The 22,289-nt window shown below is 43.3% G+C and carries 18 protein-coding genes and 1 pseudogene; 10 read left to right on the top strand and 9 right to left on the bottom strand.

Features of this window, described 5'->3' with window-relative positions:
* The 4 genes and pseudogenes from P2W84_RS17990 to P2W84_RS17975 all read left to right on the top strand — a co-directional run.
* A pseudogene (locus P2W84_RS17990) lies at positions 1-236 on the top strand (hypothetical protein); the annotation flags it as partial.
* 103 nt (positions 237-339) lie between these two features.
* Positions 340-2,115, top strand: coding sequence for an alpha-L-fucosidase (locus P2W84_RS17985; RefSeq protein ID WP_276091553.1), 1,776 nt, complete (start codon positions 340-342; stop codon positions 2,113-2,115).
* A gap of 110 nt (positions 2,116-2,225) precedes the next feature.
* Positions 2,226-2,612, top strand: coding sequence for a DoxX family protein (locus P2W84_RS17980; RefSeq protein WP_276091552.1), 387 nt, complete (start codon positions 2,226-2,228; stop codon positions 2,610-2,612).
* Positions 2,613-2,910: 298 nt separating this feature from the next.
* Positions 2,911-3,966, top strand: a complete 1,056-nt coding sequence (locus P2W84_RS17975) for a patatin-like phospholipase family protein (RefSeq protein ID WP_276091551.1) — start codon at positions 2,911-2,913, stop codon at positions 3,964-3,966.
* Positions 3,967-4,022: 56 nt separating this feature from the next.
* Here the strand turns inward: P2W84_RS17975 and P2W84_RS17970 are convergent, their stop codons facing one another.
* The 4 genes from P2W84_RS17970 to P2W84_RS17955 form a co-directional block, all read right to left on the bottom strand.
* On the bottom strand, positions 4,023-4,199 hold the full coding sequence (locus P2W84_RS17970) for a hypothetical protein (RefSeq protein ID WP_276091550.1): 177 nt from the start codon (positions 4,197-4,199) through the stop codon (positions 4,023-4,025).
* Positions 4,200-4,216: 17 nt separating this feature from the next.
* Complete coding sequence (locus P2W84_RS17965; RefSeq protein ID WP_276091549.1) at positions 4,217-4,795, bottom strand: hypothetical protein; 579 nt, start codon at positions 4,793-4,795, stop codon at positions 4,217-4,219.
* Between the two features lie 90 nt (positions 4,796-4,885).
* On the bottom strand, positions 4,886-5,965 hold the full coding sequence (dinB, locus tag P2W84_RS17960) for a DNA polymerase IV (RefSeq protein WP_276091557.1): 1,080 nt from the start codon (positions 5,963-5,965) through the stop codon (positions 4,886-4,888).
* A 9-nt stretch (positions 5,966-5,974) separates the two neighbouring features.
* Positions 5,975-6,109: a hypothetical protein gene (locus tag P2W84_RS17955; protein WP_276091548.1), complete on the bottom strand. Its 135-nt coding sequence runs from the start codon at positions 6,107-6,109 to the stop codon at positions 5,975-5,977.
* Between the two features lie 117 nt (positions 6,110-6,226).
* Between P2W84_RS17955 and P2W84_RS17950 the strand changes: the two genes are divergently transcribed.
* Complete coding sequence (locus P2W84_RS17950) at positions 6,227-8,767, top strand: glycoside hydrolase family 38 C-terminal domain-containing protein (protein ID WP_276091547.1); 2,541 nt, start codon at positions 6,227-6,229, stop codon at positions 8,765-8,767.
* A gap of 24 nt (positions 8,768-8,791) precedes the next feature.
* On the opposite strand, the gene P2W84_RS17945 is transcribed toward P2W84_RS17950, so the two are convergent.
* The 5 genes from P2W84_RS17945 to P2W84_RS17925 all read right to left on the bottom strand — a co-directional run bounded on the left by P2W84_RS17945 (position 8,792) and on the right by P2W84_RS17925 (position 15,850).
* Complete coding sequence (locus P2W84_RS17945) at positions 8,792-12,136, bottom strand: VCBS repeat-containing protein (protein ID WP_276091546.1); 3,345 nt, start codon at positions 12,134-12,136, stop codon at positions 8,792-8,794.
* A gap of 80 nt (positions 12,137-12,216) precedes the next feature.
* Positions 12,217-13,053, bottom strand: coding sequence for a sulfite exporter TauE/SafE family protein (locus P2W84_RS17940; RefSeq protein WP_276091545.1), 837 nt, complete (start codon positions 13,051-13,053; stop codon positions 12,217-12,219).
* A 263-nt stretch (positions 13,054-13,316) separates the two neighbouring features.
* A complete protein-coding gene (locus P2W84_RS17935) occupies positions 13,317-14,630 on the bottom strand; it encodes an MATE family efflux transporter (protein ID WP_276091544.1) in 1,314 nt (437 codons plus the stop codon).
* A gap of 94 nt (positions 14,631-14,724) precedes the next feature.
* Entirely contained in the window at positions 14,725-15,348 is a 624-nt protein-coding gene (locus P2W84_RS17930) for an ATP-binding protein (protein ID WP_276091543.1), read from the bottom strand.
* Positions 15,349-15,361: 13 nt separating this feature from the next.
* Entirely contained in the window at positions 15,362-15,850 is a 489-nt protein-coding gene (locus P2W84_RS17925; RefSeq protein WP_276091542.1) for a DUF4442 domain-containing protein, read from the bottom strand.
* Between the two features lie 129 nt (positions 15,851-15,979).
* On the opposite strand from P2W84_RS17925, the gene P2W84_RS17920 reads away from it, so the two are divergent.
* From P2W84_RS17920 to P2W84_RS17900, 5 genes are all read left to right on the top strand, one after another.
* Positions 15,980-16,180 (top strand): coproporphyrinogen III oxidase, encoded by a 201-nt coding sequence (locus P2W84_RS17920; protein ID WP_276091541.1) that lies wholly within the window; start codon positions 15,980-15,982, stop codon positions 16,178-16,180.
* Between the two features lie 144 nt (positions 16,181-16,324).
* Positions 16,325-17,548 carry an MFS transporter gene (locus tag P2W84_RS17915; protein ID WP_276091540.1) on the top strand — a complete coding sequence of 408 codons (1,224 nt, stop codon included), beginning with the start codon at positions 16,325-16,327 and terminating at the stop codon, positions 17,546-17,548.
* An 81-nt stretch (positions 17,549-17,629) separates the two neighbouring features.
* Entirely contained in the window at positions 17,630-18,526 is an 897-nt protein-coding gene (gene hemF, locus P2W84_RS17910) for an oxygen-dependent coproporphyrinogen oxidase (RefSeq protein WP_276091539.1), read from the top strand.
* 120 nt (positions 18,527-18,646) lie between these two features.
* Positions 18,647-21,163, top strand: a complete 2,517-nt coding sequence (gyrA, locus tag P2W84_RS17905) for a DNA gyrase subunit A (RefSeq protein WP_276091538.1) — start codon at positions 18,647-18,649, stop codon at positions 21,161-21,163.
* Between the two features lie 33 nt (positions 21,164-21,196).
* On the top strand, positions 21,197-22,270 hold the full coding sequence (locus P2W84_RS17900) for a hypothetical protein (RefSeq protein WP_276091537.1): 1,074 nt from the start codon (positions 21,197-21,199) through the stop codon (positions 22,268-22,270).
* The last annotated feature ends 19 nt before the right edge of the window (positions 22,271-22,289 follow it).

The raw sequence follows: 22,289 nt of genomic DNA, 5'->3' as shown, positions 1-22,289 counted from the left end.
AAATGCCTGCCGACAAGGTTCATTATTCCAGGATATTGAAACGCAACACGGATGACCTGGGCTACTGGAACCTTGATTTCCAGGCTACGCGTTACGGGTCGAATGCCCAGCCGCTGTATGTTTTGGCGGACCATGAACTGAATGCCCTGACAGGACCCAGGGGAGCAATATTTGATGCAAAGGAATACGCTGCTTATCTGCAGAAAGGCCTGGATGAATTTAAACGAAAGCGTTAATGTCGACTTGACTGCCAAAATCACTGAATGATTTAACAAAATAGCAAAGTAACAGGGTTTTTCGGGAATTATCTTTGGGTAACACTATGTAAACCAAAACTGTATGAACCGAAAGTATGCATTTACTGCATTTGTGTCCGGCTTATCGTTGATGATAGGTTTGTCTGATACGAAAGCACACAGCCCATATAAAGACACCTTAACTGTAAAGTCTGTTAACCAACGGGCAATTATAGAAACATCAAGAACAACCTGGTGGGAAAAGGCACGCTTTGGGATGTTCATCCACTGGGGTGTCTATACCATCCCATCGGGAGTATATAACGGTAAGGACTACCCTGGACTTGGGGAATGGATCATGCATGACGCAAGAATCCCTGTAACAGTATATAAGGAATACGCAAAAAAGTTTAATCCTACAGCATATGACCCCGAAAAATGGGTAACTATGGCCAAGGCTGCAGGGATGAAATATATTGTGATTACAACCAAACATCACGATGGGTTTGCCTTGTTTGACACCAAGGCCAGCGACTGGAATGTAGTGAAGGCGACACCTTATGGGAAGGATCTGATCAGGCCGCTGGCAGATGCCTGCAGGAAGCAGGGAATGAAACTGGGATTTTATTATTCGCAGGCAAATGACTGGGGCAATAAGGGCGGCGCGGCCGCGGGTGGTCACTGGGATGATGCACAAAAGGGCAGTTTTGATGAATACCTGGACAGGGTGGCCATTCCTCAGGTTAAAGAAATACTGACGAAATACGGAGATGTTGCAGAACTGTGGTGGGATGTACCTACGGATATGACTAAGGAACGTGCAGATAAGTTTTTACCACTGCTGGCACTACAGCCGGGGATTATAACCAATGACAGGTTAGGGGGTGGAATAAAGGGGGATCTGTTTACACCAGAACAATATATACCGGCTACGGGCATCAGAGGCCTTTGGGAAACCTGTATGACGATTAACGATACCTGGGGATTTAAGGAAAAGGACCACAACTGGAAACCAGGTCAGCAGTTGATCCGTAACCTGATCGAGACTGCGTCGAAGGGAGGGAATTATCTGCTCAATGTAGGCCCCGAGCCATCCGGTAAATTCCCTGAACCCATTATAGCCCGCCTTGAAGAGATAGGCAGGTGGATGAAAGTGAACAGCGAGGCTATTTATGGTACAACAGCGAGCCCATTCAAAGTACTTTCCTGGGGAAGAGCTACGCAGAAGGCTGAAGGAAATGGGAACACTGCGTTATATCTGCATATCTATCAATGGCCTTCCAACGAGAAGCTGGAGGTGCCGGGACTTGGTAATACTGTATTGTCTGCGAAACTGCTTGCCGGCGGAAGAATACTGACGTCATCTCGTAAAGGTGACAATATACTGGTTAATTTACCGGAATCAGCACCGGATCCAGTAGCTACTGTGGTCAAATTGATCATTAAGGGAAAGCCAGATGTAAAACCGTTTATTCAATTACCGGAGGCCGATGGCAGCATTGTGCTTCGCCCGGAAGTAGCGGACCTGCATGTCGCCAGAGGAGGTCATAGTATGGGAACGGAAGGTGGCGAAAAACAGAATCTGGGTTTTTGGACTGATCCCAAAGCTTCTGCTTCGTGGCAGATTATGGTAAAAAAGCCAGGATCTTATACGATGGAGGCAGAGGTTGCCACACCAGGGAATACGGCGGTTTGCCTAAGTACGGGCCAGCAGAAGGTGAAGACAGCTATAGAAAATACAGGTGGATATGGAAATTACAGAAAGATCAACCTGGGAAGTATTGACCTGAAGCAGGCAGGAGCCACTGTAATTACGCTGACTGCAGGGACTCAGGACTGGCAGCCAGTGAATGTCAGAGCAGTTACATTACGCCAGTAAGGACAATAGCATGTCTTAATCACCCCCTTCTATTGTCGTTTAGTGCCATTACAAGGGTTTATTTTTTAGCCTAATTTTGGTATATTCAATAACCGTAAAACTAAAAAACGATGAAGATTACTGTGATTATTATCCGCTCACTTGCAGGGCTTCTGCTTTTATTCGCTTCTGTAAGCTATTTTTTTAAACTTTTTCCACAGCCTGAAATGCATGGCGCGGTAAAAACATTCAATATGGGTATCGCGGCTTCAGTATATTTGATGCCGTTGATCAAAGCAACAGAGCTTGTTTGCGGACTTGCCTATGTTACAGGACGGTATGTAACACTGGCCAACGTATTGATCTTTCCTGTAGTTGTCAATATTGTTCTGTTCCATGCCTTTTTAGCCCAGGAAGGTATAGGTGCCGGAGCTTTCCTGCTGGTCGCCGTTCTGATCCTTGCATGGTACCACAGGCGAAATTATAGTTCGCTTTTTCGGGCAAAATCTTTTGAATAGAGAATAATTAGTCTGTTAAAGGGCATTGATGTCCTGAAAAGGAAAAAGCCGAAATACCAATTTCGGCTTTTTGATTTGAAGAGCGCTTAGATATATAAACTATTATCTAACCTTCAGATTTAAACCCGGAAACAAAGTACAAAATTGAACCGGGTCGGACTTCTGTTGTCATGATGGCAGATGTAGAAGTCGTTATGCAAAGCTACTCCCGAAGTATATACAGGTCAACTGAGAAAATACGCAGGTCGCCATAGAAATTGAAAAATACCCTATATTAGTCCGATGGTCGAACATAATTATGAAGAAGATACTTTCTATTGACGGAGGGGGAATAAGAGGGATCATTCCCGGGATGATCCTGGTGGCGCTGGAGGAGAAACTAAAAAAGGAAAGTAAGAATCCCGATGCGGCAATTGTTGACTATTTTGATTTTTTTGCAGGTACAAGCACAGGTGGTATACTGACTTGCCTCTTGCTTTGTCCATCTGAAGACCATCCGGCAAGGCCTAGATTCTCTGCGAAGGCTGCACTTGATCTTTACCTGGAGCATGGTAATGAGATTTTTAAAATGAGCTTTTTTAAACGTTTGCGTGCAAAGCTTGGACTTGCCGGTGAGCGGTATAACAGTGCGATCTTCGAGGGGGTATTGGAAAAATACTTTGGAGAGACCAGATTAAGTCAACTGATCAAACCGTGTATTATCAGCGCCTATAATATAGAACTCCGGAAGACACACTTCTTCCGGCAACAGAATGCGATTTCAAGAGGGGCTTCTCGTGATTTCTATCTAAAGGATGTTTGCCGTGCTACGTCGGCGGCACCCACCTATTTTAGTGTGGCGGAGATCCATTCCCTTGCAAATGTAAGATATCCTTTACTGGACGGAGGCGTATTTGCAACCAACCCAGCATTAAGCGGACTTATTGATGTCACAAAGGCGTTTAACCAGACAAGAATCAACGATATTTACCTGTTGTCTCTGGGCACGGGAAGGTCGAGAAGGTCTTATGACTATGAATATTTCAAAAAAAGCAGTGCGATGGCCGTCGTACCGGCACTGATTGACATTATGATGAGTGGAGTAGCGGAAACCAGTGACTTCTTTTTGCAACAGTTATTTCAGTCTGTGGATAAAGAGAAAAATTATATCCGTATCGAACCGGGGAGCCTGGAAAGTATTCGGGAAGGGCTTGACGCGGCAAACCCGGCTAATATAGAAAAGCTCGTTGCCTTAGGTGACAGAACGGTAAGTGAAAATGAGCATCTTTTGAATGGCATTGCTAAATTCCTGGTTGACGAGCAAAAGAATTTCCGATCAAGATTATCCTGGAATTTTTTAAGACCGGAAAAATAGCGGTACTAAAAATAAAGGCACTTCTAAAAAGCGCCTTTATTTTTTAACTAGCTAATTTACTCCTGACTATTTTGGTCTTCCTGTGATTCTGAAGTCCGTCGGGTAGGATGTACGTCTCCAAGCAAGGCGGAAGTATAGTCTTCTATTGCAATGTCCCGTTGATGTCCTGGCTTTGCAGGTATAGCTGCACCAGTCAGGTTAGATCCAAGCTGTTTTTCCTCATTCGCATTCATAGCATTTACAGTTTTATTTATTGCATGTCACGTTCTACTTTACGTGCTGTACCCTGACCTGGAAGATAAATTTGGAAACCTACTCCCAGTGAAAGATGATGTGCATATGCACTGCTGCCAAATCCGACTACCCCGTTGTATTTCAATAAGGCTTCCAAACCTATCGAAGGTGTAACAAAATAGGTGAAACCAGGTCCGAAACTAAAGCCAAGCCCATTTGTGCTGCTGCCTACAGATGGATTGACACCAGAGACACCAACAGTGGCCTCACCGAAGAAACGCGAGTTCCTGACGACCTCATTGGCACCGGTGCTGCCATAGTAGCGCCCCAGGGCGCCGATACCATAACTAATGTCAGTGCCTGCATTTTTGGCGGTCGAGAGACCGAAAGAAACATCTCCTCCAAGTGCAAGTCCGTCTTGTACAAACCAGGCTGCTTTCGGATTAATTGACAGGCTAAAAACATTTGGCTTATCCAGCCCGAAGTTAATGTCAGAGATGTTTGCGCCCATCATGACATTTCCCTTCTGAATCTGGGCATTTGCACCGATCACGGTACATAGTCCTAAAATTAAGGTAAAGGTTAACTTTTTCATAATAAGATTTTTTTGTTAATTGTTTAACATAACTACTGCGTAGTTTGTTTAAATTAAAATCAAACCAGTTAGTGTCTGATCCGGCGAATACTAATCAGGGAAGAGGCGGAGCTGGCCATTAGGGCTGAAGGGTGCTGATCCTGTATATTCAAAATTAGATACTGAAATGCCGAGCAGGCGTATTTTTTTGTTTTCCAGGTCAAGGTTGTCAAGCAGATATTTTGCTGTATCCAGAATTTCATGGTAAGTACTTACCGGTGTAGCAAAGGACCGGTTACGTGTAATGATACGAAAATCATGAAACTTGACTTTGAGAGTGATCGTCCGTCCCCAAAGCTGCTTGCTTTGAAGCCTTGAAAACAATTTGTCAGCGAGCTTACCCAGTTCGGTATGCATTTCGGGGATGGTAAGGAGATCATGTTCAAAAGTGTCCTCTGCGGCCTGGGATTTAGTCTGGCGTCTGGGTTGTACTTCGCGGTTGTCTATGCCTCTCACAATATTGTAATAGAACTTGCCGGATTTTCCAAAATACCTGAGTATTTCAGCTTCTGAAAGTTTTTTGAGATCAGCCCCGGTGTGAAGGCCCATATTATTCATCTTTTTCGCAGTGACTTTACCAACTCCAAAAAAGCGTTCGACAGCTAATGCTTCCATGAACTTTTCGATTTTGGAAGGACCTATAAAGGTGAGTCCATCTGGCTTATTCAAATCTGAGGCTATTTTTGCTACAAATTTACTGGAGGATACACCCGCTGAGGCTGTAAGCCTGAGTTCCCGTTTAATGTCTTCCTTGATCAGTTCTGCAATTCTGATGGCAGAGCCTATACCTTGCTTGTCTTCCGATACGTCGAGATAGGCCTCATCCAGGGATAGTGGTTCAATAATATCTGTATAGCGGGAAAATATATTTCTGATCTGTTCAGAGGCTTTTTTGTAGGCATCGAACCGGGGACGTATAAAAATCAATTCGGGGCAAAGCTGTAACGCCTGTCTTGATGGCATCGCAGACTTTATCCCGAATTTTCTGGCTTCATAACTTGCTGTGGCGACAACGCCTCGACCATCGGGTGAACCACCTACGGCAATTGGTTTTCCCTGGTATTCAGGAAAGTCACGCTGCTCTACAGACGCATAGAAAGCGTCCATGTCGATATGGATGATTTTTCTGATCACATAGGCTTAGTGATGACCGCCACCTTCTGATTTGCGTTTTTTAATAAAAGACAGGTAGAAGGCAGTGAAAGCGATGATGATTACGACAGTTAATAATCCGACAAGTGTTTGAAAGCCTTCAGCTGATTGATGGTGCTCCATAATTTGATTTTTTTATGAAGGTAACAAATTCCCGAAAAACCTTAAAGAAATCATTACTTTTCTTCTGACCGCTGTATAGAACGTTGCCTTTCACCACATATAATCCTATCTTTCGACATGAACACACGACGATTCTTGCTCATGATATGCTTTTGCCTTCAGTGCTTTCAGGCAAAATCGCAGCATAATTACTTCATCGATGGATATCACGGAGGCATCTGGGGACATTATCCCTCAAATTATACCACTTTCATTAGTGATATGTTGGATAAACATCCTTTCTGGAAGATTAATCTTGAAATTGAACCCGTAACATGGGATTCTGTGCGTTTGCATGATAAGACCGGGTACGAGCGGTTGTCAGGATATATTAAAGACCAGTCTGTAGCCGGAAGAATAGAGTTTGTAAACCCCTCATACGGACAAAGTTATTTGTTCAATATACAGGGTGAATCTGTGATCAGACAATTTGAACTGGGCATCCTGAAGATCAGGCAACATTTTCCAGACGCTTTATTCAATACCTATTCTTCGGAAGAACCTTGCTTTACAAGCGCACTACCTCAGATACTGAAATCATTAGGATATAAAAACGCTTCTCTGAAAAATCCGAATACTTGCTGGGGCGGATACATAGCTGCATACGGAAATGAGCTGTTATACTGGAAAGGGCCAGATGGAAGCAAATTGCTTACTGTTCCCCGGTATGCTTCTGAGCGGCTGCTGCCAGGTTCCACCTGGCAGACTATTGCATGGAATAATTCGAAGGAATATCTGGAAGGCGCTCGTTTACAAGGTATAAAGAACCCTGTGGGAATGTGCATACAGGATGCCGGATGGAAAAACGGCCCATGGCTCGGACAGCCCAAAGACTTTGAATATGTGACCTGGAGCCAGTATTTCACCAATATCGCCGATAAGCAAAATGTACCGGAATGGGCCTTGACCCAGGAAGATATCCAGGTAAGCCTGGTTTGGGGTGCGCAAATATTGCAAAGACTGGCTCAAGATACCAGGAAAGCAGAAAATAAACTTATCATCGCAGAAAAACTTAGTTCCATAAACTCTGCCTTACTAAAACATAAACCGGTAAAGGGACAATTTACCGATGCATGGCAAAATCTTCTGCTTGCCCAGCATCATGATTCCTGGATCGTACCCTATAATATTGTAGATAAGAATAGAAAACTGAACTGGGCCGACCAGGTAAAGATATGGACAGGCGCTGCAACAAGGATAGCTGACAGTATATTATATAAAGATAGTATGGTCAGTGAGCTTAATTCAGCAAAGTTCAAGGTGTACAATACGCTTGCTGTCAGGAGAAAGGAGGCAGTAATGCTCCTCCCTGAAAGAAATTATAATAATCCCGTAATCTGTGATTATGCCGGGAAGGAAATTCAGACCCAGCAGATAAGGACAGAAGATGGCAGGAAAGGACTAGTGTTTAAAGCGGATGTAGCTCCTTTGGGTTTTGCCAGCTACCAGATAAAGGAGCGCAGCCATGCCGCCCAAAGCAATACACAAAGGCTGGTTTTTACTGAAGGTGATCGCTATCGCGTTAGCACATCCGTATATGAGCTGATCATTGATGCCCGGAAAGGAGGCACGATCGCAAGTCTGATATCCAGACCGGCAGGAAATAAAGAATTGGTTAATAAGGAAGCAGGACCATTTAACGAGCTAAAAGGGTATTTTTATAAGGATAGTACGTGGTTTACCAGTGCGGAGCGCAGAGCGAAACTGAGCATATTGGAAAATGGCCCGCTCAGGGCCAGGATAAAGGTGGAAGGCTTTATTGGCAAGCATCCTTTTACCCAATACCTGACGTTCGTTCAGGGGGAACCGCATATTGATATCCGTGCCAGGATAGACTGGCAGGGAAGTCCCGGTATTGGAGCGGATTACAGACAGCATGACCAGTGGAAGCCAGAACAATTACAAAAGGCGTTTTATAACGACCGTTATAAGCTTTCGGCATTGTTCCCGCTTCAGCTTAACAAACAGAATGTATATAAGAATGCGGCATTTGATGTATTAAAGAGCAGATTGAATAATACCTTTTTTAATAGCTGGGATAGCATCAAAAACAATATTATTGTCAACTGGATCGATGTGACTGAGGTCAATGACGAAAGGGGAGTGGCACTTTTGACTGATCATACCACAAGTTATTCGCACGATGAAAACGGTATACTTGGGCTCACCATCCAGTATTCAGGAATGGGCCTATGGGGACGGAATTACACTATTTCCGGTCCTACGGAAGTAAACTATGCACTGCTGCCGCATTCTGGGAAGTGGGATAAAGCAAATATCTGGACGGAAAGCCTGAAATGGAATGAACCGTTACAACTGGTTAATGGTTGGGCCGGTGCGTCTTCGGGATCGTTATTGAGCCTGTCTAAAACAGGGTATGAAGTTTCTTCGATTCAGCATAATAATAACGAATTAGTATTCAGGTTATTTAATGCGTCAGCTGATGACGGTCCCGTGGAAATGATCGCCAACGGGCTGAAAATAAAACAAGCAGTTCTTTCAGAATTGAATGGAAGGGAAACACAAACCTTTACGTTGAAGTCCGGTGATCGGAACACGCAAAGATTTAGCCTATCATTACCCCGATTTGGTATACGTACCATTAAGCTGAAATTATAGTGCGATACAGTGTGACGGGGTATTTCATTTCTTTACCGGTGGCACGTTACCTGTATAAGCACGGAGTCGTCCCTGCGAAATACCGAAAAGCAACTGATCATTTACCTGCGCAATACATCTTACATCTCCCGATAAGTTAAAACCTGACTGAAATTGAGGTACGTATATGTATGCACCTTTTCCATTTCCCTTGAGCAAAACACCATGATTAGCATCTGTGTTACCAAATTTTAGCCTGGCTTTGTTAATATTGCCGCAGAGCAACAGATCTTTATGGCCGTCTTTATCGTAATCAAAAGCGGCAATGGCATAAACGGGGGCATTTTGTGCAGCTAAAGGAATATCCGCAATACTGAATTTTCCCTTATCGCCGGAAATGAAAACGGCGGTTTTCAAATAGTTTGCACTAAGTTTTTTTGCATCTTTAAGTTCCTCAGAATTGAATAGGGTAGTTATGGTGCCGTCTGCGTAACTTTTGTAATCTGCATATCGCGTACGCATCATACTGATCTGGTCAAGCAATTCGTCCCTGGTCACATAGGGGTAGCTTTTCCCCTGTATGTATAAGCAAAGGATAGGGTCAACCGAGCCATTATCATCAAAATCCTTATAATATAACTCGGCGGGTTCTTTATCAGATGCCCTGCATTGTGTATTAAGTCCCATATTTCCGGCTACAATATCAAGTCGGCCATCATTATTCAGATCCTCAATAAGTAATGTATTCCACCATCCCCGATATGGTTTGTCAAAATAATCATTGGTTCTGTCGGCCAGCTTACCCCCCTGGTTGACCATTACCGTTATTGGCATCCATTCCCCGGTTAATACAAGGTCTGGCTTTCCATCATTGTTGAGATCCGCTGCTTTTGCAGCTGTAACCATGCCTGCCCGTTCCAGTGAAGGGGCGATGATAGAAGTACGGTCTGCAAATTGCCCTTTTCCGTTATTAATGAGTATATAACTTCGGGGTGTTTCCGGGTACCTGCCCGGTATTACTCTACCTCCTACAAACAGATCCGGAGCACCATCTCCGTTGAAATCGGCGGCAGTTACACAGCTTTTACTGCCAGTCATCGAGGGCAAAACAGCTCGTTGTCTCGTGAAATTACCCTTACCGTCGTTGAGGTATAACCGGTCCTGAAGTAGTGCATCATCGGGAAGATAATTGTCATAGCCGCCGCTGGCTACATATAAGTCCGCATATCCATCTTTATTTACATCCACAAATACTGCAGCAGCGTCAGGGAAAGCGCTATCTTCAACAAAAGCAGGGATTGATTTTTTGGTAAATACGCCAATTCTGTTCTGGACGTAAAGTTCACTCGGCTGACCCTTTCCAGCACCGATGTAGATGTCAGAGAGACCATCTCCGTTAACATCTGACTGTGCAAAACAAGGGCCATTAAAAGATTGTGGATTGACAATTAAGGGCTGTCGCTTAAAGTCGTTAATAGCGTTTTTCTGCTGGACAAAGTTGACGGGTGGTTTGATCTCTCTGAAAAGCTGTTGCACAGGCTGCTCCGGTTTCCAGCCGGTTCCAGCATCGGCTTCATTAAGTATCAGCAATTGATTGGCCTTAACATTTTTGAGCACCTGTTGTTTTCCACTTGGCCATACAATACGCAGGGAATCAATCTTAGTGCCTTGGGATATCCCGAAGTGCATAACTGGTGACACACTGGACTGGTATCCCCTGGAAAGGTTTTGCTCCAGGTATTGTTGTTTACCCTGGCTATATAACCATATCCTTGCACCAATGCCACATGTGTTACCTCCTTTACCCTTTAACCTGACTTTCAGAAATTGGTTCTTGCCTGATTCAGCTGTATGGTTCTGATAAATAAAGGCGGGCAGATTGATATTATTCACGATCAGGTCCAGGTCCCCGTCGTTATCCAGGTCAGCATAAGCAGCACCATTGCTGTTCGACGGTGAATCCATGCCCCAGACTGAAGTCTGATTGGTAAAGGTCAGATCGCCGTTATTTTTAAAGATGTAATTATTTACATTGGATGAGGGAATATTGCTGATTAATGAAAGTATATTATTTCTTACCTGTTCGTGGTCATTTTGCCTCAGAAAATCTCCTTTAAATTTCAGAAAGTCCATATCTGTATAGTCGCGCAGGTAACCATTGCTGATGAACAAATCTTTAAAACCGTCATTGTCGAAATCGGCGAACAGCGGTGCCCAGCTCCAGTCCGTGTTAGAAATCCCTGATAACTGGCCAGTTTCACTGAAAGTTCCGTCACCATTGTTAACCTGCAGCATATTACGCATATCCTGACGGTGAAAGCCAAGCTTGATACGCAAATCATAGTATTCGTAGTTATCGGGGGCAAACAGTTGTTTTTGCCGATGATTGTCTTCAGGCAGCATATCCAGGGTAAGGATATCCGGCAAGGCATCATTATTGACGTCGGCAATGTCATTACCCATAGAGTACAGGGAGGTGTGGCTTATTTTATCTTTTAACCGGTCTGTAAATGTGCCATCTCCATTGTTGATATAAAGAAAGTCCGGAGCGGAGTAGTCATTTGAAATATAAATGTCCTGCCATCCATCGTTGTTCACATCGGCTATCCCTGCTCCAAGACCGTAGGTAAAGGTAGAATTAAAAAGCCCGGACTGATCGGAAACATCCTGAAATTTACCATTTGTATTTTTAAAAAGTTTAACCCTGATATAAGGTGCCGGCTCAGCAAGTACAGTAAGCGAAGACTGTTCATCAAGTGTTGTAAATACCTTGGGATTATGGTTCAGTAAAAATAAATCCAGGTCTCCGTCCTTGTCGTAATCAAAAAAAACCGCATGTGTACTGTAGGAGTCATCATCAAGTCCGTAAGCAGCCGATTGTTCCTTGAAAACCGGGATACCCTGTTCGTTGTTGCCCTGGTTAACGTAGAGTTTGTTTTTCCTGTTCCTGGCAGGAAGCCCACCTGAAAAACATTGATAAATATCTAATTTGCCGTCACCGTTCACATCAGCCATGGTCACGCCGGTCTTCCAGGTGACCCCATCCTCAGTTATCCCTGAATGTAACGTAATATCTTGGAATTGCAGATTACCTTTGTTTAAGTAGATGCGTGCCGGAGTCATATTGCCCGAAAAATAAATATCATCGAGGCCGTCGTCATTCAGGTCTCCAACTGCCGTTCCGCCACCATTATAAAAATACTGGTATGACAGGATGTTCGCTCGGCTGTCTTCAGTAATTACATTATTAAAGTCAATATGCGTCTGGGCAGAGGGAACCAGGGTAAAAAGGGAAGCCGGGGTATCGGAGTTGTCAGGTGATTTGCAGGCAAATAACAGTGAGACGGATACAAATATCAGAAAACTGGCTATCTTAACAGGAGAGGACATTCGGTTTATTTGGTTATACCCTGTCAAATTAATACTTTTTTTCAGAAAAAAAAAGTATTAGGACCATATCCCGGCAACCATCAGATCATCTTGGAAACCGCAAGCCAAATGATCCTTAAACTCGAAAAAATCACAATACATCCTACGCCGATGAACATCTTTTTAATGGGAAGTTTACCTACCAGCCGGGCAGCGATCGGCGCGGCCAGAATACCACCGATGATCAATCCGATAATAGATTGCCAATGACTTACTCCAAGGAGAAAGAAGAAAGTGACGGCACTTGCCATAGTAACGAAAAATTCTGTAAGACTAACAGAACCGATCACATATTTTGGCGTCCGCCCTTTTGAGATCAGGGTAGAAGTGACCAGAGGCCCCCAGCCACCTCCACCGAAAGAATCCAGAAACCCACCGGCACCGGCAAGCCACCCTGCACGTTTTACCTTTTGTATTTTACGTTTATTCCTGAATGCATTGATAAGAATGCGTATACCAAGTAAGAGTGTATAAATAGAAATAACAGGACGTATATATCCAGAGAAGGCTTCACCTGCATAACTTAATAGTATTGCTCCGCCGATGGAACCCAAAACACCGGGAATAAGTAACGTCCTGAATAGTTTCTTATTCACGTTGCCAAAACGGTAATGACTAAATCCTGAAGCTCCGCTTGAAAACATTTCGGCAGTGTGGACGCTCCCTGAAATCACCGCCGGGTTAAGGCCGCCCGACAACAGCAATGTTGTTGACACGACACCGTATCCCATACCTAAAGCACCATCTACAAGCTGTGCAAAAAAGCCGACCGCAAGCATCAGGATAAATTTTTCATCAAGTTGCGTATACAGCTGCTGCCCGTATTTAACTATAGAATCGCTGTTGAAATAACTGTAAACTGAATAGGCAATAAACATAAACGCAATGATGAAAAGACACAAATAGGCAATTTTCCTCCACTTGATGATTTGTTTGTTATTTGCTATGGTCGGGGTTGTATGTTCAGATGCCGGCATTTTTGTAGCTTAAAGTCGCATTTTGACTTTTATATGTTTTATTATTAATCTATAGGATTGGTAGTCAATATTACTCTGTTTTTTGCTCTCCTGCAAAAAAATCTTTTTGACACATCTTAAGTGATTGCTTTACAGTGATTTAAAATTCTACTGAGTTTGTAGATTTAGTTAAGGGTCAAGGGAGCTGCTGAATATAAGCTGGATGACCGGCGAAACCGCATGTATAGCATAACCGATGCACTCAGGAGACCGAGCGTAAGACCGTACCAAATGCCATCGGCACCCAGATGCAGAAGTATTCCTAAGATATATCCCACGGGGATACCGATGCCCCAATATGCAGCGAATGTAATGATCGTAGGTATATTAACATCACCCATTCCTCTCAGGATGCCCAGCCCTACTACCTGGGTGCCATCGAACAACTGGAAGAAACCGGCGATGATCAATAATCTTGAGGCAACTTTGACGACTTCAATATCTTCTGTATAGATATAAGGTAAGAGTGGATTTGCGAAAATGAATATCAGTGCCGTAATGCCCATAAACATCAACACGACATGATAACTCGCCATAGCCTGAAGCATGAGCTTATTGATGTCACCCCGGCCTAAGTTATTTCCGGTTTTTATCGTTGCGGCTGATGCAATTCCGCTAGCCATCATATAGGTAATGGCGGCCAGGTTAATGGCTATCTGATGTGCCGCCTGCTCTGTTGTGCCTATTGTACCGATGAGGATGGCAGCTCCGCTGAAAGCGCTGATTTCAAACGCATACTGAAGCGCAACGGGTGCACCTATCTTTATGATTCTTGATATGCGTACCTTATCACAGATACGGGTACGAAAACGGTGGAGATATGGCTTAAAATGCGGGGTCCGCACGACATAGAATGTCATCACAGTTGCCATTAATAACCGGTCAATCAATGTACTCAGACCGACACCTTTTACTCCCATCGGGGTGATGCCAAACATCCCCTTCACAAAAACGATACCCAGGATGATATTGATAAGGTTTCCCCAAATGGAAATGTACATCGCTTGTTTAGTAAAACCCAGTCCTTCAGTAAACTGCTTGAAAGTCTGAAAGACCATCAAAGGCAGGATAGAAAAGGACAGATATCCGAGATATGGTTTTGCGTATGCGACAACGTCAGGAGATTGCCCGATATGGTCTATGATCGCGAGTGTACCAAAATGTACCAGTATATAGAGTAATAAACCCGTTGCAATATTTATCATAAGGCTGTTAGCGAGTAACTTTCCGCATTCCTCGTAATTCCTTTTGCCGTTTTCCCGGGCAATCAGTGGAGTTAATCCATAGGCTATGCCCAGTCCCAAAACAAGAATGAGCATAAAAAGGCTGTTGACTAGTGAAACGGCCGCAAGCTGAACAGTTCCCGCAAAGTGCCCGACAATTACACTGTCTGCAAGGTGTACCAGTGTGTGTCCGAGTTGGGAAACAACAATTGGCATTGCAAGGCGGAGATTTTCAGCATAAACCGGTTTATATAGAGTAATTATCTTGTTTATTTTCATTAAGTGAGTATGGGATGTATATGGCCGGTTTTCAGGCTATGGTATAAAATTCTTCTTTTTCGTTGATGTGCGGCCTGATGATACCCCCGATGATCATACTGACCAATATTTTTTGAGATTGCCTGTAGGAGTTTCTGGTAAGCTTACTGAATTGCTTTAATGTAATTCTACCCTGGTCATTAAGGAACTGAAGCAATTGTTTTTCCTGTTCATTATAAGTAATGACATTAGGCGTATGGTCATTACCTTTCCTGATTACATCAACGAGTACCTTGCTGGCAAGTATGCTCTTGTCGTTTACACGAAAATAAACCCACCACTTTTTATTTTCATCAAGCGCATAGTGAGGCTTTGTACCACTTGGTGCAATTTTTACAACCAGTACCAATTTGTCGTCTACATATACTTCTTCGAAGTCGGGTTCTATTGCCGGCCGGCAGAACTGATGAGCAGATTTGAGAATCATATAACGCTCCTCATCTTCAGACTTTACACCTTTTACAGAACCATCATCACCGACACCAATCAGTAATTGTCCGCCCTGGTTATTCGCAAACGCAACAAGACTCCTGGCAATCTTCTCATTGCTGGTTATCGTTTTTTTAAAGTCCAGGGTAGTGCCTTCGCCTTGTAAAATGAGCTTTTTAATATTCATATCCGGTTAGAGGTTAATAGGCTATACGCGGTTGCTCTCCCTGATGAAGATTGCGTATGTAAACTTCGTTAATTACAGTTGCACAGACCTGTCCCGAAAAATTGGTAATTTCCATTGGGTATGCCTTTACGAATTTACCATGGCCGTCATTAAGTGCAGCAACTGCATCGGCAATCATTTCATCTGTGATCTGTATAGTAAAATATAAATTTCCCCGGCCGGGTTTAAGGTATTGTATAGAAGCACTTTTAAGCCAAACTCTCGTTTTGTACCCCTTCCGTTGAAGCAACTGATCAAATAGTATCGCATAAAAAGGATCTGTAGCAGCGTAAATACTACCCCCAAAAATAGATCCATTATAGTTCCTGTTGAAGATACTCCTGATGATCTTCACATCTACGCCGCGGAATCCCTTATGAAATCTCGTCACCCAGATCCGTTGAAAAAATAGGGGAGGATATAAGCACAGTATCCATTTGAGGGTTTTTTCCGATACCACCATGATGCTTAAATATCTGAAAAGAATATTGATCCGGTGAAACTTTCCATGTCAAATTTCAAACTTTTATAAAGCAGGAGATGTTCTTTACCTGAACGTTAGCATTTTAGAAAACAACAAGAATCTATTCCTATGAAAAAGTTAATCTTAAGTCTTGCTTTCGCAGGCACGATATTAATCGGCGCGTCAGCATGCAATTCTACCAAAAGCGTCTCCGGATCGACGGACAGTACAGCTATTGACACTACAATGGCACCAACAGATACCACAACTACACCAATAGATACTTCCAGGAAAATGCCACCGGATACGACTGTAAAGCCTGTACAATAGGATTTATTAAGCCTTGCAACAGCATTTGTTAAATAAGTATTAGCCTTGCCGGAGTTTATCAGGAAAAGCCGGCAAGGTTTCTTTTTGACAAATTTTTCTATGTACTTGATTTTGTTTGTACTTTCATTGCCCAAATAAAACTGTATGAACAATAATCAAAAAAAGGGAAGCGTCTTCCTGCTGATCCTCGTAGCCGCGTTGGGTTACTTTGTGGATATTTATGATCTGCTGCTCTTTTTGATCATTAAAAATAAAAGTCTCGCCTCATTGGGTGTACCTGCAGACAAGATCACAGAGACCGGTCTAAGTCTGATGAACTGGCAAATGGCGGGGCTACTTCTGGGCGGTATCTTCTGGGGAGTGATAGGTGACAAGAAAGGCCGGCTATCTGTATTGTTTGGCTCCATCATTATGTATTCATTCGCCAATATCGCTAATGGTTTTGCGACCACTATACCTGTTTATGCAGCACTTAGGTTTATAGCAGGTATCGGCCTTGCCGGTGAACTTGGTGCCGGCATTACGCTGGTGAGCGAAACCATGAGCAAGGAAAAAAGAGGATATGGGACAATGTTCGTTGCAGGGGTAGGGCTTATGGGGGCAGTTGCCGCATACGTAGTAGGGGATTTTTTTGAATGGCGTACAGCTTTCTTTGTAGGAGGTGGACTTGGCATATTCTTATTGCTGCTCAGGTTCGGAGTCTTTGAATCTGGTATGTTTGAAAAAATGTCAGAACGAAAAGTAGAGGCAGGAAATTTCCTGATGCTGTTCACAAGTAAGGAGCGTTTTTTCAAATATTTGAATTGTATATTACTGGCGGTTCCGCTTTGGTTTGTTGTCGGGATATTGGTAGGCATTGCACCGGAGTTTGGAAAGGCACTTAATGCCAGGGAATACCTTGACAACGGAAAAGGAGTAATGTTCACTTATATCGGTATTTCCATAGGAGATTTTATTAGTGGTGCACTGAGCCAGGTATTCAAGACCCGGAAAAAAATTGTATTTATATTTATCTCCTTGATGTTCAGTGCGATGTTGTTTTATTTACTGAATACCGGATGGACTGCACAGGGTTTTTATGTCCTTTGTGTTTTCTTTGGGCTGTTTACAGGTTACTGGGTAGTATTCGTTACCATAGCCGCAGAGCAGTTTGGAACTAACCTCAGGGCAACCGTAACTACAAGCGTCCCCAATATGGTCAGAGGATCGCTTATTCTTGTAACCATTTTATTCCAGTTTTTGCTTCATCGTATCGGGATTATTAACGCAGCATTAAGCATTGCCATCCTTACCGTAGGACTGGCATACCTAGCGCTGTACAATCTGGACGAGACTTACGGAAGAGATCTCAATTTTATTGAGGAATAGTGTCAAAGCATTGTATTATATCACATGACTTACCTTTAAGGTATCTTTTTAAGGCTAGTTTTGCAATAAAGTTTTGAAGAGATGATTTTTAGAGATCGAGTTGTTGAAGCATATCAGCATGTACAGGATGAAATTTGCAAGGGCCTTGAATTAACCGATGGCAAAGCCACTTTTGAAGAGGAACTCTGGCATAGAGAGGGTGGTGGCGGAGGACGCACTCGCATTATGCAAGCCGGCAATGTTATCGAAAAGGGCGGGGTGAATTTTTCGGCTGTTCACGGCAAACTGCCTGAAGCAGTGAAGTCAGCTTTAAAGGTAGACAGCGAGGAATTCTTCGCTACCGGGGTGTCTATCGTGATGCATCCGGGAAATCCATTTGTACCGATCATCCATATGAATATCCGGTATTTTGAAATGGACGAGGGTACGAGGTGGTTTGGGGGCGGTATTGATCTGACACCGCACTATATCATCGATACAGATGTGCGCTATTTTCATCACCTGTTAAAGGAAACCTGCGCCACTTTTAGTCCTTCATTCTATCAAAGGTTTAAGTCCCAGGCTGATGATTACTTTTACATTAAACACCGTGAAGAAACCAGGGGAGTAGGAGGCATTTTTTATGACAGACTTAAGCCGGAAAACACCCAGCTCACTTTTGACGATCTGCTCAATTTTTCAGTTGCTGTCGGCAACACCTTTATTCCGGCCTATACAGAATTGATTGACCGCAACCGTGACAAAGAATTTACAGAAAGAGAACAGGAATGGCAGTATCTTAGAAGAAGCAGGTATGCTGAGTTCAATCTGGTATATGATGCGGGAACTAAATTCGGACTGGAGACTAATGGCAGGGTAGAGTCAATTCTGATGAGCCTGCCACCTTTGGCCAAATGGACGTACAATCATCAGACCATTCCGGGAAGCCCTGAACAGATCACACTCAGTAAGTTGAAAAAGGGGATTGAATGGGCTTAAAGAAACGCTTAAATTAGGCCTAAAATTTTCAACAATGCACCGCTATGGTGCATTTTTTATTAGATTCGCGAGGATATAACAATACCACATTTAAACCGTTCTTAACGAACATTAACATTTATGGCTGAAGATTTAGAAAATCAGGAAAATGACAAGATAATCAGAATTGATATCGACGAGCAGATGAGGTCTGCATACATTGATTACTCAATGTCTGTTATCGTATCCAGGGCTTTACCTGATGTACGGGATGGATTAAAACCGGTACACCGCCGCGTGTTATATGGAATGCTTGACCTGGGTCTGAATAACAACAAACCCTACAAAAAATCTGCCCGTATCGTAGGTGAGGTACTCGGTAAATACCACCCTCACGGAGATTCCTCGGTTTATAATACGATGGTGAGGATGGCCCAGGAATGGAGTTTAAGGTATCTGATGGTTGAAGGGCAGGGTAACTTCGGTTCTATTGATGGTGACTTTCCTGCTGCAATGCGTTATACTGAAGCCAGGTTCCAGAAGATTGCAGAAGAAATGCTGGCCGACATCAATAAGGATACTGTAGATTTTCAGCTAAACTTCGATGATTCATTGCAGGAACCTACTGTGTTACCTTCCAAGGTGCCCAATCTGCTCATCAACGGATCTTCTGGTATCGCAGTTGGTATGGCGACCAACATGCCGCCTCACAACCTTACAGAAACGATCAATGCAACAATCGCCTATATAGACGATAATGAAGTTACGGTTGCCGATTTAATGAAGCATGTAAAAGCACCTGACTTTCCTACCGGTGCTATTATCTACGGATATGCCGGGGTACAGGAGGCATTTGAAACAGGAAGGGGCCGGATTGTGATGCGTGCCAAGGCAGAAATTGAGACGGTAAAAGACCGAGAGGTGATCATCGTAACTGAAATTCCATATCAGGTAAACAAAGCACAAATGATCGAGCGGACAGCCGAACTCATAGGTGAAAAAAAGCTTGAGGGTATTTCAAATATCAAGGATGAGTCTAATAAAGACGGTATCCGCATTGTTTATGAGATAAAAAGGGACGCCAATGCCTCTATCGTCCTGAATAATCTGTTTAAACTGACTGCGCTTCAAACTTCTTTTAGTGTCAATAATATCGCGCTGGTGAACGGCCGCCCTCAATTACTTAATCTCAAAGACCTGATCAGGCACTTTGTCGAGCACAGACATGATGTGGTCATCAGGAGAACGAAGTTTGAGCTTGCTGAGGCTAAAAAACGGGCGCATATCCTGGAAGGATTACTCATCGCCCTTGATCATCTGGATGAAGTTATTAAACTGATCCGTAGCTCTGAGACACCTGAAGACGCGCGGACCGGATTAATGGAGCAGTTTGGCCTGACGGACATACAGGCGCGGGCTATATTGGATATGACCCTGCGCAGATTGACCGGACTTGAGCGGGATAAGATCAAAGAGGAATATAATGAATTGATGAAAACCATCGAATATCTTCAGTCTGTTCTCGATGACGAAGGTAAACGTATGCAGATTATCAAGGATGAATTGACGGAAATGTCCGACAAATACGGTGATGAGCGGAGAACTCAGATCGTACATGCCGCCGGCGATCTCAGTATGGAAGACTTTATTGAGGACGAAGAAGTTGTCATTACCATTTCCCATGAAGGTTACATTAAACGTACTCCTGCCACGGAATACCGTACACAAAGCCGGGGCGGTAAAGGCTCGAAGGGAAGTGATTCAAAAAGCGAAGACTTCATAGAACACCTGCTGATCGCTTCTAACCATAACTACATGCTTTTCTTTACGGAAGCGGGAAGGTGCTTCTGGCTCCGGGTTTATGAAATCCCTGAAGGTTCAAGGGTAAGCAAGGGAAGAGCAATTCAGAATATCATCAACATTCCTAAGGAAGAAAAGATAAAAGCGTTCATCAAGGTAAAAAATCTTAAGGACCAGGAATACCTTGAAAACAATTACATCATTATGTGTACCAAACAGGGTACCATCAAGAAAACCTCGCTGGAGGCCTATTCAAGGCCTAGGGTCAACGGTATCAATGCAATCAATATTAATGAGGGCGACCAGCTGCTGGAAGCCAGCCTGACCACGGGCTCAAGTGAGATCATTATGGCACTGCGCTCAGGAAGAGCAATCCGGTTCAACGAGTCTACCGTAAGACCTATGGGAAGGACAGCTACCGGAGTACGGGGCGTCACACTGGCTCACGAAAAGGATGAGGTTATTGGCATGATTGCTGTGGATGATCCTGATGCCACCATTCTTGTAGTATCTGAAAAAGGATATGGCAAGCGTACAGATATTGATGACTACCGGGTGACTAACAGAGGTGGTAAAGGTGTTAAAACCATTAACATTACGGATAAGACAGGCAATCTGGTAGCCATTAAGGCCGTTACGGACGGAGATGACCTGATGATCATCAACAGATCTGGTATTTTAATCAGGATTGTGATGAGCGAGCTTAGGGTAATGGGCAGGGCTACACAAGGGGTGAAGCTGATCAATTTAAAAGGTAATGATGAAATCGCATCGGTGGCTAAAATACAGCATGAGGATGAAGAAGAAGCGGGAGAATTATCAGATTCCGCTGCCGAAGAAACTAATCCAACTGAATAACGTATACAATGTTGAACAAATAATAAATTAAAAATGAAAAAAATATTCTTAAGTCTTTTATTTGCCGGCAGCGTACTGCTTGTAAATGCGCAGAAGAGCGAAGTGAATGCTGCAAAGAACGCATGGATTCTTATCGCCAATGGTGGCAATAAGCCACTTTCAGAGACCTTGAAGTTATTAAACGACGGTCTCGCCCATACAGATAAAGCTATAGCCGATGAAAAGACCTCTCAGTCTGCTGAAGCCTGGGGATACCGGGCATTGCTTTCCTCAAGGATTGCACTGATAGATACTACAGATCTTTCTAATTCAAAGGCTAAGCAAAAAATTGCTGATGAAGCAATTGAAAAAGGTAATGCCTTAAATCCAAAAGATCAGGATAAGAAGAACTTTGAGGACGCAAAATCTTTTGTCGAGGATGCAGTGCGTAACAGAGGTGTACTGGCCTATAAAAAGAAGGATTATGCAATGGCGCTGGATGCCTTTAACGAAGTGACCAAGCGTAATCCTAAAGATACTGCAATCTACGTCAATGCTGCTTTGATGGCAAAGCAGATCAACAATTATCCTGAAGTGATCAGAAATTATAAAGAAGCAATTGCATTAAATTATCCTGAGTCAGCACTATTATATAAAGATATGATTTCAATCTATCTTAAAGACTTGAAAGACAGTACCGCAGCGATCGCAATGATTCAGGAGGCGTCTGGTAAGTTTCCGGGAGACAATGATCTGATCGGTATGGAAACTGACTACTACATTAAAAAGGGTGATATTGCCAAATCACAGGAAATGTTGAAAAAGCTCATTGAAAAGAACCCAACTAATCCTACCTATAATATTATCATGGGGGATATCTATTTCAAACAAGCCACTGACTTGCAGGAACAAAAAAATAAACTTGACCCCAAGAAGGTAAAGGAATTCAATGAGTTGAGCGCTAAAATGAAAGCCGTGCTTAACCAGGCTATCCCTTATTATAAGGCTGCAGTCGCAACAGATGCTAAAAATATCAATGCACTGGAAAACCTGAAGTCGATTTATTTCTTCCTTGACGATAAAGCCAATACAGAAGTTATTCAAAAGCAGCTTGATGCTATAAAATAAACTCAATTAATGAGTTGTT

Origin of the sequence: Pedobacter sp. JY14-1 (genome assembly GCF_029269825.1) — a bacterium.
Taxonomy (GTDB): Bacteria; Bacteroidota; Bacteroidia; order Sphingobacteriales; family Sphingobacteriaceae; genus Pedobacter.
This window is presented reverse-complemented; position numbering and strand designations above follow the sequence as displayed.